The 13,911-nt window shown below is 62.4% G+C and carries 8 protein-coding genes; 3 read left to right on the top strand and 5 right to left on the bottom strand.

The genetic code is table 11. The features are described from left to right. Window positions 1–44 precede the first annotated feature (44 nt). Window positions 45–797: a DUF4365 domain-containing protein gene (locus tag ON33_RS38850; protein ID WP_157184880.1), complete on the bottom strand. Its 753-nt coding sequence runs from the start codon at window positions 795–797 to the stop codon at window positions 45–47. A gap of 282 nt (window positions 798–1,079) precedes the next feature. Here ON33_RS38850 and pglW point away from each other — a divergent pair, with 282 nt between their 5' ends. Both pglW and pglX read left to right on the top strand, forming a co-directional pair. Then, window positions 1,080–5,552 carry a BREX system serine/threonine kinase PglW gene (gene pglW, locus ON33_RS34260; protein ID WP_040863312.1) on the top strand — a complete coding sequence of 1,491 codons (4,473 nt, stop codon included), beginning with the start codon at window positions 1,080–1,082 and terminating at the stop codon, window positions 5,550–5,552. After that, a complete protein-coding gene (gene pglX / locus ON33_RS34255) occupies window positions 5,549–9,160 on the top strand; it encodes a BREX-2 system adenine-specific DNA-methyltransferase PglX (protein WP_040863311.1) in 3,612 nt (1,203 codons plus the stop codon). The genes pglW and pglX overlap by 4 nt, the downstream gene beginning before the upstream one ends. A 72-nt stretch (window positions 9,161–9,232) precedes the next feature. On the opposite strand, the gene ON33_RS34250 is transcribed toward pglX, so the two are convergent. The 4 genes from ON33_RS34250 to ON33_RS42025 all read right to left on the bottom strand — a co-directional run bounded on the left by ON33_RS34250 (window position 9,233) and on the right by ON33_RS42025 (window position 12,030). Beyond that, entirely contained in the window at window positions 9,233–9,427 is a 195-nt protein-coding gene (locus tag ON33_RS34250) for a DUF397 domain-containing protein (protein ID WP_040863310.1), read from the bottom strand. Further along, on the bottom strand, window positions 9,424–10,296 hold the full coding sequence (locus ON33_RS34245) for a helix-turn-helix domain-containing protein (RefSeq protein WP_083869527.1): 873 nt from the start codon (window positions 10,294–10,296) through the stop codon (window positions 9,424–9,426). The genes ON33_RS34250 and ON33_RS34245 overlap by 4 nt, the downstream gene beginning before the upstream one ends. 408 nt (window positions 10,297–10,704) lie before the next feature. After that, complete coding sequence (locus ON33_RS34240; protein WP_218001554.1) at window positions 10,705–11,190, bottom strand: hypothetical protein; 486 nt, start codon at window positions 11,188–11,190, stop codon at window positions 10,705–10,707. Between the two features lie 597 nt (window positions 11,191–11,787). Beyond that, window positions 11,788–12,030, bottom strand: a complete 243-nt coding sequence (locus tag ON33_RS42025) for a hypothetical protein (protein WP_157184878.1) — start codon at window positions 12,028–12,030, stop codon at window positions 11,788–11,790. A 271-nt stretch (window positions 12,031–12,301) separates the two neighbouring features. Between ON33_RS42025 and ON33_RS34235 the strand changes: the two genes are divergently transcribed. Further along, on the top strand, window positions 12,302–13,525 hold the full coding sequence (locus tag ON33_RS34235) for a DNA sulfur modification protein DndB (RefSeq protein WP_040863384.1): 1,224 nt from the start codon (window positions 12,302–12,304) through the stop codon (window positions 13,523–13,525). Window positions 13,526–13,911 lie beyond the last annotated feature (386 nt).

The following is a 13,911-nucleotide window of genomic DNA, read 5'->3' as shown; positions in this document are numbered from 1 at the left end:
GAACTGGGCAATGTTCGAGGGAGTCAGCACCTCACCGTGCTCGATCAGTGAATCGAAGAAATCGGTACCGGTTGCCATTTACTCGCCTCCTCCATCAGTACCAGCAGGGACTGCGGTGTAAGCAGATTAATCTTCGGCAGGTGAACAGTTTGGGACTGTTGATGCTTCTGATGCGCGGGAAGTTCGTGTCCCCACATCCAATACATATGGCTGCGCGCCAGCAGCCCCTCATGATCGGCCCGGAGCCAGTGACCGACTTCTGAGGGCACGACCAGAACACAGAACAGAGCGGGTGTCGAACGATTGCGGCGAGACATTTTGTCATACGACCGCGAATCCAGGGACCAGGCGATCGTATCGTGGCGATCGATTGATTCCTGGCCCGAGCACTTGAGCTGGATGTCGATCTTCGGCCCGTACTGGTGTGGACAGTAGTCTACGCTCGAGCTCAGCGTGACATCCTTGCAGTCGTAGTCCTGCGTCCACTGTCCAACGCTCAGCCCGCACGCGCTGGCCAGCATATGGACGTAGGCGACGCTGATCTCCTCCTTCATCGCGCTGACCGGCAGCGAGCCTTCCGGAAGTTCATGGGAGAGTGCGGAAGCCATCACCACCACCCCCTCGACCGATGCCCCCTCATGACCCAATTCAATCACGACGCAACCCAGGCTCATGAGCGTTTGCCGGTTGATCGGTCCCAGAAGTCGCGCCGGGAAGGCACCCGGATCCCGCCCACCATGCCCGCGCGACGACCTCCGGAAATCCATCACGCGCAACCGGACGCCGATACCCGACACACTCAGCCGTTGTGTCCACCCTTCACGGCCAGTGGCGGCAATCGGGACTCCCTGGGGACGTGGCCCCGGAACGCCGTATCGCCAGGCCGCTGATGAGTGCCCGGACAGGCACCCGAAACTGGGTGAGCCGTTTGCCCGATGACCGGCCTCGGAGTGGGCCTAGCCGGTCCCGTCCACGCGATAGTGTTGCTTCAATGCAATCCAATCGATTGGATTGCACAGCCCACTCCGCAACGGAGTGGACCGGCAGGCATGTCACCACGAGAACAGGAACCCGCGCGCATGGATGACGGTCGGTGGATTGCGGTCACCGAATCGAGCTTCGAGCATGAGCAGCGTGGGCTGGAAGCGATCCGCACGCGGCTGCCCGATCTGGACCCGTGGTATGCCTGGTCGAACTTCACTTTCACCGCGCGCACCGGACATGTCCGTGAGGTCGATCTGCTGGTGATCTCCCCCAACGGCGTGCACATGATCGAACTCAAGGACTGGCGAGGCAGGCTGTCCTCGCAGAACGGCACCTGGGTGCAAGAGTTCCCCGATGGCGGCCGACGGGTCCACAACAATCCGCTGCATCTAGTGAATCAGAAGAGCAAGGAGCTAGCCGGTCTGCTCGCCGACAGCGGCGAACGGGTGTTCGTGGGCGCGGCTGTGTGCCTCACCAACTCGACGTTGCGTTTCGAGCTTCCGGTCGGCGACCGGACGGGCACGCACACGGTCAAGGAGCTGATCGCCCGTCTCAACGCTCCGGTGAACGAGGAGCGCCACCGTATCGACACCCAGCGCGCCAAACGCATCAAGGCGGCGCTCGAGCGTGTCGGTATCCGGCGCAGCGACGCCGAGTTCGTCGTGGGCCCATACACGTTGGACCGCAAGCCTTTCGACGCCGGCCCGACCTGGCAGGATTACCTGGCCAAGCACAATGAACTACGTGAGCAGGTGCGCGTCCGAATCTATCTGCGCGAGCGCGGCGCGGACACGGAGATCCGCAAATCGGTGGACGCGGCGGCGCGGCGGGAGGCCGCGGTGCTGGACCGGTTCCGGCATCCGGGTGTGGTGCAGCTGAAGCTGTTCGACCCGTCCGGGCATTCGGCCGGACCGGCGCTGATTTTCCGCTACCACCCGGAAACCCTGCACCTGAATCACTATCTCAACCGGTACGGTGACGTGCTCGAGCTCGACGACCGGATCGCGCTGGTGCGTCAGCTCGCCGAGACACTCAAGTCGGCGCATTCGGCCCGCTTGTATCACCGCGGTCTGGCCGCGCATGCGGTGCACGTGATTCCGAGTCGGGGTGAATCCGAGGCCGATCGCTGGCGTCGCCCGTTACTGCAGATCTCCGATTGGCAGGTCGCCACGCAGCGTGCGGCGGGCACGGCCACGACCATGACCCGGCACGCCCCGACCGCTTTGTCGGCGCAACATCTGTCATCGGGTTCGGATGTTTACTTCGCGCCGGAGATGGCGGCGACCTCCCCCGACCCGATCGCCATGGACGTGTACGGGCTGGGCATGCTCACCTATCTGCTGCTCACCGGAAAGGCCCCTGCCGCAAGCAAAGCCGAATTACTGGCGCGTTTCGAGTCCGAGGACGCGCTGCGGCCCAGCGCGTTCGTCGATGCTCTGCATCCGGATCTGGACATGCTGGTCGAGTTCGCCACCGCCTTCCGCCCGTCTGATCGGCTCACCTCGATCGACGAATTCCTCGAGCTGCTCGAGGACGTCGAGGGTGCGATCGCCAAGCCGGAAGAACCCGCGCCGACAGAGGACGAGAAGGATCCCCTCGAAGCCGTGCCCGGTGATGTTCTGGGCGGTCGCTGGCAGGTGCACCGCCGCCTGGGCACCGGTTCGACGAGCCGCGCGCTGCTGGTGCGCGATCAGCAGTTCGACGACACACAGCGGGGCGCGAAACCGTATGTGGTGCTGAAGGTCGCGTTGTCCGACGATCGCGGCGACATCCTCGTCCGTGAGGCCGAGTCGCTGCGCCGGCTGCGTCACCATTCCGGCGTCATCAATCTGGTCGAGCCGGGCATGGTGACCTTGGGCGGCCGGACGACCCTCGTTCTCGAATACGTCGGCGACGAGCAGGGTCTGGAGTCGAGATCCGCCAAGCGCACCGAGGAGACGGTGGCGCGCGAGTTGCGCGACAACGGCCGCCTGCCGGTGGCCCGCCTGGAACGCTACAGCGATTACCTGTTCGCCGCGGTCGACTTCCTCGAGGGCGAGGGCCTGTGGCATCGCGACCTCAAGCCGGACAATATCGCTATTCGGGTGCGTCCCAATCGGACTCGAGAGCCGGTGCTGATCGATTTCTCGCTGGCCGGGTATCCGGTCCAGAACATCGAGGCGGGCACCGACGGCTATCTGGACCCGTTCCTGCATGTGGTGACGCGCGGCCGGTACGACGCGCAGGCCGAGCGCTACGCCCTGGCCGTCACCTTGCACGAGATGGCGTCGGGCGAGATCCCGAAGTGGGGCGACGGCAGTGTGCTGCCCAGCCAGTTGGATCCTGCGGAGTTCCCGTACCCGCAGATCGCCGCGGACGCCTTCGACCCCTCGGTGCGCGACGGCCTGGTGGAGTTCTTCCGCCGCGCCTTGCATCGTGATGTGGCGCAACGGTTCTCGGACCTCAAGCCGATGCGCGACGCCTGGAACAAGGTGTTCCTGGACCTGACCCGCACGGTCCCGTCCCGGCCGCTGAGCAAGCACGCCGAGGTGCCGCCGGATGTGGACGAGGTCACCCCGGAGCAGGTGCGCCGCGCCGCCGCCGAGGCAGCGACCCGCGAAACCCATTTGTCCGCAGCGGGTTTCACTGCGGCGGCCGAGCAGTTCCTGTATGCGCAGGGCATCACGACGGTCGGGGAGTTCATCGACAACAAGGCCCTCTACAACGCCCCCGGTCTGGGCGCCCGGACCCGGCGGGAGATTCAGGAGCGGCAACGGCTGTGGCGCACGCTGGGTAAGGCCGCGCCCCCGCTGACGCCCGAGAGTCGTCAAGAGGCCAAGCAGGAGATCCGCGCCGCCGAGGCCGATTCGGACAGCGGGCTGCGGACATTGAGTTTGGATACGCTGGTCGACCGTTTCGTTCCCGAGCGCAACAACAACGGGTCCAACGCCTCGAAGGTGGAGGCGGTGATTCGCCTGCTGGGCATTCCGGGTGAGGCCGCGGCGCCCGGGCTGGGCATGTGGCCGACGCAGAAGGCGGTCGCGGACTCGATGGGTCTGACCGCGGGCCGCGTGGCGCAGCTGTTGAAACCGCAACGCCAGCTGTGGAAGAAGGATCCCGCGGTCGCGGACTTGCGCGATCAGGTCGTGGTGCTGCTGGAGGGTTTCAACCGGATCGCCTCGGCGACCGAGCTCGCTGACGCTCTCATCCGCCAGCGTGGCAGCCGCCTCGATGATCGAGAGCAGCGCCGCGCACTCGGTCTGGCCGCGCTTCGAGTGCTCTACGAAGTGGAACGGCTGACGCCTGACGAGGCCCGCATCTATGTGGGCGAGAAGCGTGATGCCGGAACGAATCCCGTGGTGATGCTGGCGCTCGAGATCCTCGACGAGGACGCCCCTGACACACCGGGTGCGAAGGGCCTCATGGGATACGCCCTGAGCCTGGGTGAAGTGGCAGACGATCTGGCGTCACAGGCATCTTTGCCCTCGGCGACGACGGTGTTGGATCGGCTCACAGCAGTCGACCCACCGCAGGGCAGGACGACGTGGGACGAGCGCCGCCTGGTGCAGATCGCGGTCGGCGCGTCTCGCAATGCGGCGGTGACCCCTCGACTGGAGATCTACCCCCGCGATCTGCCGCTGGTCCGTGCGGTGCGCCTGACCCAGGCGGGTCTGATGACGCTCACCCCGAATCTGCCCTATGAGCGGCAGCCCGGTTTGCGGGCCGACCAGATCTTCGAACGAATTCTGGCCCGCTTCCCGGAGCTGACCATCGCAGGAAGCACCCAGGACAAGCCGACCGCGGAGCTCACGAGAGCATTGAAGGATGCGGGTTTCGCGCTGACCGTCGCCACGCATCCGGACACCCGTAAGCCTCGCTACCTGCCCGAGCAGTCCGATCAGTTCTCAAGCGTCACCTCCACCGCACGCCGCTGGTCCACCATCACCGCCACCTCGCACGCGGCGGGCCGTTACGCCGACGACCCGGAAGTGGCCGAGGCGACGCGGGTCGAGGAGTGGCTGTCCGGCGCCATGCACCGGGACGGCTTCCGGGTGCTGACCGTCCGGTCGACGGATGCCATGGCGACGATCAAGGAACTGCGCGACCGCTTCGATGCCCGCCCCCGCTCGGTGACGGCCCGGTTCGTCGAGACCATGCGCGAGCTACTCCCCCCACACGGCAAGCCCACGTGGGAGACCATCGTGCGCGCCGACGCCGCCAAGCCCGGTTCCCGTGCGGCACTGAAGTTCTCCGAGTACGCGCACACCGCCTGGGGTCGGATCGAACCGGAGATCGCCGCCGATCTCGACGGCGCCGGCCCCCTGCTGCTGCACGACACCGCCGTCTTCGCCCGCTACGACGCCATGGGCGTGCTGAGCCGGCTGGCGGAACTGGCCCGCCGTGGCCGCGGCGGCCTGTGGCTGCTGTGCCCGCAGCCCGATCCGGCCCGCCAACCCCGCCTGGGCGTGATGGCCGTGCCGTACCAGTCCGCTCTCAACGAGTGGATCACCGTGCCCGAGGCGTGGGTCCGCAACAAACACCGCGCCACCGCTTCCGAAACCTCGACCGACACAGGAGCCATCGCATGATCGACCGCGCCGCATTGCTTTCCGACCTGAAGAAGCAGGTCGACGCGGTCGAATCGAATCTGGACGGCCAACTGCGAGTCCTACCGGAGGTGAAGGCGCGCCTGCACGACGAATGGTCGCGCGCCCGCAAACTCAACCGCACTGCCGCCACCGAAACCTCCTGGGTAGGTGAACGAGTCACCCAGGTCGCCGTCGCCTGGGTGCTGGGCACCGTCTTCGTCCGCTTCTGCGAGGACAACCACCTCATCCCCGAGCCCTACCTCACCGCCCCCACCACCGACCGCCGCGAACTGGCCCAGGCCCGCTACGACGCCTACGTCGAAACCGACCCGGACCCCACCTACCGCGGCTGGCTCGAACGCGCCTTCGCCGAACTCGGCTCCGGCCAAGCCGGCAAACTCCTCTTCGACCCATCCCACAACCCCCTCTACCAAATCCCCGTCTCCCACGAGGGCGCCCGCGACCTCATCGAATTCTGGCGCAAGCGCGACGAATCCGGCGTCCTGATCCACGACTTCACCGACCCCCTCGACGCCGACGGCATCACCGGCTGGGACACCCGCTTCCTCGGCGACCTCTACCAAGACCTCTCCGAAGCCGCCCGCAAGAACTACGCACTCCTCCAAACCCCGGAGTTCGTAGAAGAATTCATCCTCGACCGCACCCTCGAACCCGCCATCCGCGAATTCGGGTACGAAAAGATCGAACTCATCGATCCCACTTGCGGATCAGGCCACTTCGTACTCGGAGCGTTCAGGCGCTTGACCAAGCGCTGGGCCGACGAACAGCCGGGTAAGGACCGCCATGAGCGTGTCCGCGCCGCCCTCGAATCCGTCCACGGTGTCGACATCAACCCGTTCGCCATCGCCATCGCACGGTTCCGGTTGCTTGTTGCAGCCATGGCTGCGGCAAATGTTCGGACCCTCGCCGAAGCTGCACGGTACGAGTGGCCAATCCAACTCGCCGTGGGCGACTCGCTAATGAAGGCACGACAGCTTGAGCTGACATTTGATGGTGAGAAAGGTGATCCACTGGCTGAATTCTCCTACGCCACAGAAGATGTGCACGACTATCCGCGTATCCTCGAACCGGGCCGATACAATGTGGTGGTAGGTAACCCACCCTATATCACAGTGAAAGACAAGAAACTTAACGAAGCATACCGAGAGCGGTACAACTCGTGCGGTGGAACCTACGCATTATCTGTTCCTTTCGCTGAAAGATTCTTTGAACTTGCCAAGCTGGGCGACCTCGACGGGAGCAAATTTGGCCGAGTTGGGCAAATCACGTCCAACTCATTTATGAAACGCGAGTTTGGTACGAAACTAATCTCCGATTTCTTCTCCAACACCGTAGAATTAACTGAGGTAATCGACACTTCGGGGGCATATATTCCTGGTCACGGAACCCCTACCGTCATCCTCATTGGCACGCGTCGCTCCGGAAAACGACGTTCTCCCACTATCCGTACAGCTCGCAGTATCCAGGGAGAGCCATCCGCTCCAGATGATCCCGAAGATGGATACGTGTGGCGCGCAATCGTCGACCAGATCGACAGGCCCGACACGAGTAGCGGATGGATCTCAGTTGGAGATCTCGAACGCGATCGCTACTTCGGGCGGCAGCCATGGATCCTTACGGATGGCGGTCTTGAGCTTGTTGAAAAACTGGAACCCAAAGGGGTGAAACGGCTCCGCGGGTTGATCGAGCCGCCTATTGGACGGGCGATTCGAGCAGGTGCAGACGAAGCTTACATCCGACCGAATCGGACAACTTTCCGGACAGTAGCCGATGCCGCAGCCCTTCGCCCTTTAATCACAGGGGACATAGTTCGTGACTGGTCGGCACCGAGCGCCGAGCGAATCTTCTTCCCCTACGGCCAGGCAACAAGGGACATCGAGCGCGACTTGTGGTCGCTTCGCCGCGTATTGGAAGCCCGTCGCACTTTCCAAGGTGATATGGCAGATGCGGGCCTGAGCTGGATCGAGTATATGCAGTTCACCCCATCTGCATATCGCACACCACTATCGATCACCTTCGCCTTCGTCGCAACCCACAACCATTTCGTCCTGGACCGCGGCGGAAAGGTCTTCAAGCAGTCCGCGCCGGTGATCAAGTTGCCGGAGGGGGCGAGCGAGGAGGAGCATCTGCGGCTGCTCGGGCTGCTCAACAGCTCCACCGCCTGCTTCTGGCTCAAGATGGTGAGCCACAACAAGGGCAGCACGGTGGATTCAAAGGGCGCACGGCAGTCTCGCGTTCCGTTCGATGACTTCTACGAGTTCACCGGCACAAAGCTCGAACAGTTCCCACTACCCGATGAATACCCGCTGGAACTGGCCACCTTGCTCGATTCGCTGGCCAATGAGCTTTCGGCTGCGTCTCCAGAAGCGTATGCAACCAACGAGACACCGACTGCCGGACTCCTCCGCGAAGGCCGCGATACTTGGGAAGCCATCCGCTCCCGCATGATCAGCCTTCAGGAGGAACTTGATTGGCGCACATACTCGATCTACAAGTTGCTGAATGATGACTTGTGCGCGTCGAGCGAAGAAGTCCCCCCGCTTCGATTCGGCGAGCGCGCATTCGAGATTGTGCTCGCCCGGCGTGTCGCCAAAGGCGAGGCGCCTGACGACTGGTTCACCCGACACCGGGCGACGCCCATCACCGATATTCCGACACACTGGCCGGACTCCTATAAACAAGTTGTGCAACGTCGGATCGATGTCATCGAGTCCAACCGCGCAATAGGCATGATCGAGCGCCCCGATTACAAACGCCGCTGGTCAACTGAGGGCTGGGATTCTCTGCAGGAGCAGGCACTCCGCGCATGGCTGCTGCAGCGCATGGAATCTCGTGACTTCTGGTTCGACGATAACGACCAACCGAACATAGTCACCCTCTCCCGTCTTACCGACCGCCTCGCAAGCGACGCTGACTTTGTTTCGGTTGCCGCTCTCTACGCTCCACGCGTAGACCTCGCAAAGGTCGTAGCCGAGCTGATCACGGACGAACACGTACCGTTCATTTCTGCCCTGCGCTACAAGCCTTCCGGCCTGAAGAAGCGCAAGGACTGGGAAGCTGTCTGGGACCTGCAGCGCCAAGAAGACGCCGCACCCGACGAGCCCGCGAAACGCAAGATCCGCGAGTCGATCCCGGTGCCGCCCAAATACACCTCCGCGGACTTCCTGCGCACCTCCTTCTGGCAGGCACGCGGCAAACTCGACGTGCCCAAGGAACGCTTCATCTCCTACGGCTCCGCGAACGTCGCCACCCCCGACCTCTACGGCTGGGCCGGCTGGGACCACCGCGAACAGGCCATGGCCATCGCCATCTACCTGGCCGAACACAGCCTCTCCACCGAGGAGATCACCCCATTCCTGGCCGGGCTGCTCGAACTCCAACCCTGGCTCGACCAGTGGCACAACGGCGTCGACCCCATGTACGGCACGTCCCCCGCCGCCTTCCTCGCGGACGACCGTCGTAACAGGCAGGGTGAGCACAGCCTGACCGACGACGATCTGCGCAACTGGAAACCGCAGCCCGCGACCAGGGGCGGTGGCCGACGCGCCACGAAGAAGAAGGCAGCCGAACCGGCAGCGGAGGAGTAAGAGCGGAATGTCGGTAGTGCCTTCACATGGCGAAGGCACTACCCACGCAGGGCTTTTCGCAGCTGAGCCAGCTCAGTAATCCCAAACGCCGCTGGACAGGAAGTCGTCCCACTGCTTACTGGAGAACACCAGTGCAGGTCCAGCCGATTGCTTCGAATCCCGGACCCCGACCTGCCCGCTGCCTAGGAACGCGACCTCCACACAGTCCTGCCCACCGGCACTATGACTGCTCTTGAACCACTCGGCTCGAGCCAGCTCACTCTTCACGCTGAGTACTCCTTCGCCAGTCGTCGCAGCAGATGCCTGCTGTCCGTCTCGCTCAACGCTACCTTTTCCAAGGTGCCGAACGCAGACCGATAGAGATCAATCGCCGCTTGGCGCTCGAAGTACATTGCGCCCATGTAGCTCTCGACATAGACGATGGTGGGTTCACTGGGCTCCCCGTGATCGTTCACCGCGAAATCCAGAATCGTGAACGGCCCCGTCGACTGCCCCAGCGGAAACCCCGCCGCCCCGGGCAGCACCCGCACCGTCACGTTCTCCGGCAGGTCTGCCAGATGACGCAACTGTCCGGCCATCACCCGCTTCCCGCCGACCACCCGTCCCAGCACAGCCTCGTCAAGCACCAACTGCGCCATGGCCGGCCGCCGCTTCCGCAGGATCAACGATTGCCGCCGCATCCGCAACTGCACCCGTCGTTCCAACGCTTCGGCCGGCTCGTTCGCGAAGTACACGCGATCCAAACCCCGCGCGTAGTCGGGAGTTTGGAACAATCCGGACACCATATCGGGCCGGTAGATGGTCAACCGCTCGGCCGCCGACTCCAATCCCACATACACGTTGAACCCGGCCGGAATCAGATCGCCGTACTCGTGCCACCACGATTTCATATTCCCCTGCTGCGCCAGCCCTTTCAGCGGCTCGATGTACTCGGGCGAATCGTATATTCGACACAATTCCTCGACGAGATCCGGCTGTATGCGCTCGGTCTCACCGGTTTCCAGACGTTGTAGCGTGCCCGCCCCACGGTCGAGCAGGCGTGCGGCGTCCGCGAGGGACAGCCCGCACTCTTGACGCAGTTCCCGCAGGTACCGCCCGAGTTGGCGGCGCGGCAGATTGGTGGAGCGCTTCGACATGACCATCTCCTGGTGTCGGCCTCCGAGACTGAATCAAGTGTGCCCCGAGAACGGATGGCGCGCTGGGAAAACGCGCAGTTTTCCTGCGATGCGGCGCACTCACTTCACACGATGCCCCCTCCCGGTGTCACATAGTGATCGACACCGGCTCCCACAATCGAATACTCCGAGACGCATTCGGAGCCGGACTCGCACGCGCACACGCACTCCTGGGGACTTTCCGCTCCCCTGCCATGAAGCGACACCATTCAGGAGGCCGTCATGCACTGGGACACTTGGGCACTGCTGTTCATCACCGCGCTCTGCCTCGCGGTGATCGTCTGGTCCATCGGAGACATCTACCGCGAGGGCCATCCCCCGTCCCCTCCATCTCCGCGCCTTTCCCGCAAGGATGTGAGCACCCGCGACTCAGCACGCGTCGGACCGCACCGCACCGGACGCCACCGCGCCGGGAACCGAACCTGTCGCATTCAACCGCTGGCGGGATCGTGACGACGCATCCGACCACCCCTCGACCCCGAATCGAACCGCCGCATCCACCCAGCGCCGTCGGGTACATCCGCCGCGCGGCATCAGGACCGAAACCGGCGGCAAGATGAAGACGAGATACACCGCGTCGCAGCCGAACTCGGCTATGTCGTCGCCGCGATCGTCTACGACGTATCCAGGCGCGGCGCGGTGATCAACCAACTCCGAGCGATCGTCTGGGGCGAGGACGCCGACGCCGTCATCACCCCCAGCGCCGACCACCTCACCGAAATCGATGCGAACGACCTCATCGCCTATGCCGACACCATCTATGCCAGAGCGGCACAACGGTTCACCCGAAACGACATCACGCGAGCCCCGCACCGGTGCGCCATTGAACGTGATGACCCGCCAACCCCCGAACATGCTGGCCCACAATCATGTCCACACCCTGGTACTGCAACGGCAGTCGGCGATGCGTGCGCTGGTATGTGTGGTGTGGTGATTGATGGTGTTGTAGCCGAGTCGGGTTCGTAGATGTCGAGGATCGCGACCTGGGTTGCGGATTCGTAGCCGCGGGCTCGCGCGCATGAGTATGTGATCGGATTGACCACACGACTGGAACGCAAGAAGAGTGGATACTTGCAGAACGGGCTGGTGAGGTGTCCGGCGGGATGCAGTGGCTGCTGCGCAAAGGCCGATTGGGACATGGACGGGGTGGTGCGTTCCTGGCGCGCCCATGCCATTTGTCCACGCTCGCCCTGGCCTGGCTGTCCGTGTCGAAATGCCTTGCTGCAGCACTTGACTCGGTCAACGATGAGGACATAGTCGCTCTCTGACGCTACTGGCGATCCCCACGCCTGCTCATTGCGCTGGCCTTCTCCGCACTCCACATCACTAACCACATCTGGTCCTGGCTTCGTGTTGGCGACGTCGCCGCCAACACGAAGCCACCTGTCGCACTACCGGCGACGAGGACACCCACTCACTTGTCCAGCGCCGTTACAGTATTCTGCAGGTCCTCTACCTGCGTCGAAAGAAGCCCAAGATGATCTTGAGCACCTGTCGCGCGTCCGAGCGCTTCTGCCGATCTTTCGACCATGCAGCAGGAACAAGCGCTACCAGAATCATCGTCACCGTAAGTGCAATCAAACCCCCCGCACCATAAAGCACCTGCTCGCCCGACAGAGCGAGATGGGCAAGCGACTCGAGCCCGCTACCACCAACAGCTCTGGCGCCAGCAATTGCAGCACGTACAATAGGCACGTGCGTCCTCCGTTCATAGTTGGGCGTGCTACCAATCGACGGCCTCCCGGGTGCAACCGGGGGGCCGTCCTCGTTAGGACCGCCCTGCAGGCCGCTGCCGAGCGTACGCTGCGGACGTGCTCCGGCCAAGGCTAGAACCGAAGCAGCTCAAAACATTCCATTTGGTCTCGATTCTTACGCGTTCCAATCCACGTAGTACGCGGAATCTTTGACGTAACGAAGTCGGGTAGTGCAAACTCGATGGCAAACCCGATCAACATAGGACGTGACGATGCGACTCGCGGAATACGGTTTGACAGAGCATGATTCGCTGACAGCGGCGCAACTCGCAGCCGCCGAGGCAGCATCAGCTTCTGCCGGACGGGTCTTCACATGCGTTGTATTCAGACAGGGCGGACGACTGATGCTGACAACGGCGTTTCCGTACCCTTTTCTGGTACGCCATGTTGTCCCAGACTCCGCGATCAAGGGGGGCAATCCCCGAGCACACATAAACCGACCAATAGATGTTCCTCATGTACGGGCGATCACGAAATACCTTGAAGGTAATGCCCAGTCCTACATCCTCCCACCGCTGACACTAAACGTTCGATCAGTACCTGCTATACACATCCCCAGGGGGAATTTCGCGTCAACCGCCGGCTTCCTCGTGTTCGGCGATGAGACCCAGTTTTCAGTAACCGATGGGCAGCATAGACTAGCAGCAATTGCGAAACAATTCGAGAACTCGTCAGAATCCGAGAATGACCTTAGAAATGACGGAATCTCGGTCGTTATCGTCATCGAGCCAGATATCGCACGCATTCACCAAGACTTTGCCGACGCGGCACAAACCAAGCAAATCCCACCAAGCCTGCTTGCGGCATTCAACACAAGAGAGCCACTCAATCGCGTATTGACGAAGATTGTTGACGGATCCAGGTTACTTCACGGGCGAGTTGATGAGACAGCGAAGACTCTGTCCAAAAATTCTCACGCGATGTTCCTCCTCAACCAGGTTCGCGGACTACTCAAAGAGCTGCTTTTCCATGATTTCGCACTGGCCGAGTCGAGTATTCCAACCCGAAGTGCTCAACGCATTGGCACGCACGATCTCCAGGACGCATTCATCGAGGAAACCCTGTCAATGATGGATACGCTCACAGAACACATGGATCCTTGGAATCGAATCCAGGATTTTCCAATCGCGGGCGGTCCGGCCAATCAGATCGCCGACCTGCGCGGACGTTACGTCAACATGACAGCAACAGGGCTTGTCATCCTCGGACACGTAGCCTATGAAATCCAGAAGAACAGCGATGCCGACTGGCGCAAGTCTAAGTATATTGAGCTCGCAACGAAGATCGACTGGCGGCGTGACGCAGAAATCTGGAAGCATAACATCATCTCGGAGGAAGGAAAGATCGCTACCACCAGAGGGCCTAGTCGAGTTGCAGCTGGCAAAGTCATGAAGGAAATAGGAATCGCAGCCCCAAGCCTCGATTCGTGGACCTAATCGGTAGGTAGACGGTTCCCGAATTAGAAGAGTTCCTTCCGAGCTGCAATGAGTGATGTTCTCAGACATCAACCGTTGCGAGATCGGCAAGGACCTTTAGTGCGTTTGCTTCACACGTTCAGCGGGGCTGGGCAGTGTTCGGAACACCTACTTCACAAGCCGAACGTCCGAAACCCGATGGTCTGCGCGCTGCCGACGCGCAGACCAATACGATTCGCGCGATACGTGTGACTCCAGGGCAAATCAACGATATTCAGATTCAACATTCCGCATCGTCCTCGATTCTCACGGCAAGCCTGCCGCTTTACAGCCGTCGAAGGGTCCTGCGGTGTGAATGTCGGCCAGCGGCGCTGGCGACGTCGACCAGATTGCCACGCCCCGGTTCG

Origin of the sequence: Nocardia niigatensis NBRC 100131, assembly GCF_000308655.1 — a bacterium.
GTDB lineage: Bacteria > Actinomycetota > Actinomycetes > Mycobacteriales > Mycobacteriaceae > Nocardia > Nocardia niigatensis.
This window is presented reverse-complemented; position numbering and strand designations above follow the sequence as displayed.

Coding starts and splice junctions, on each gene's coding strand:
- pglW (WP_040863312.1), top strand. CDS start 1,080: ATGGATGACGGTCGGTGGATTGCGGTCACCGAATCGAGCTTCGAGCAT.
- pglX (WP_040863311.1), top strand. CDS start 5,549: ATGATCGACCGCGCCGCATTGCTTTCCGACCTGAAGAAGCAGGTCGAC.
- ON33_RS34245 (WP_083869527.1), bottom strand. CDS start 10,296: ATGTCGAAGCGCTCCACCAATCTGCCGCGCCGCCAACTCGGGCGGTAC.
- ON33_RS34240 (WP_218001554.1), bottom strand. CDS start 11,190: ATGTTCGGGGGTTGGCGGGTCATCACGTTCAATGGCGCACCGGTGCGG.
- ON33_RS34235 (WP_040863384.1), top strand. CDS start 12,302: ATGCGACTCGCGGAATACGGTTTGACAGAGCATGATTCGCTGACAGCG.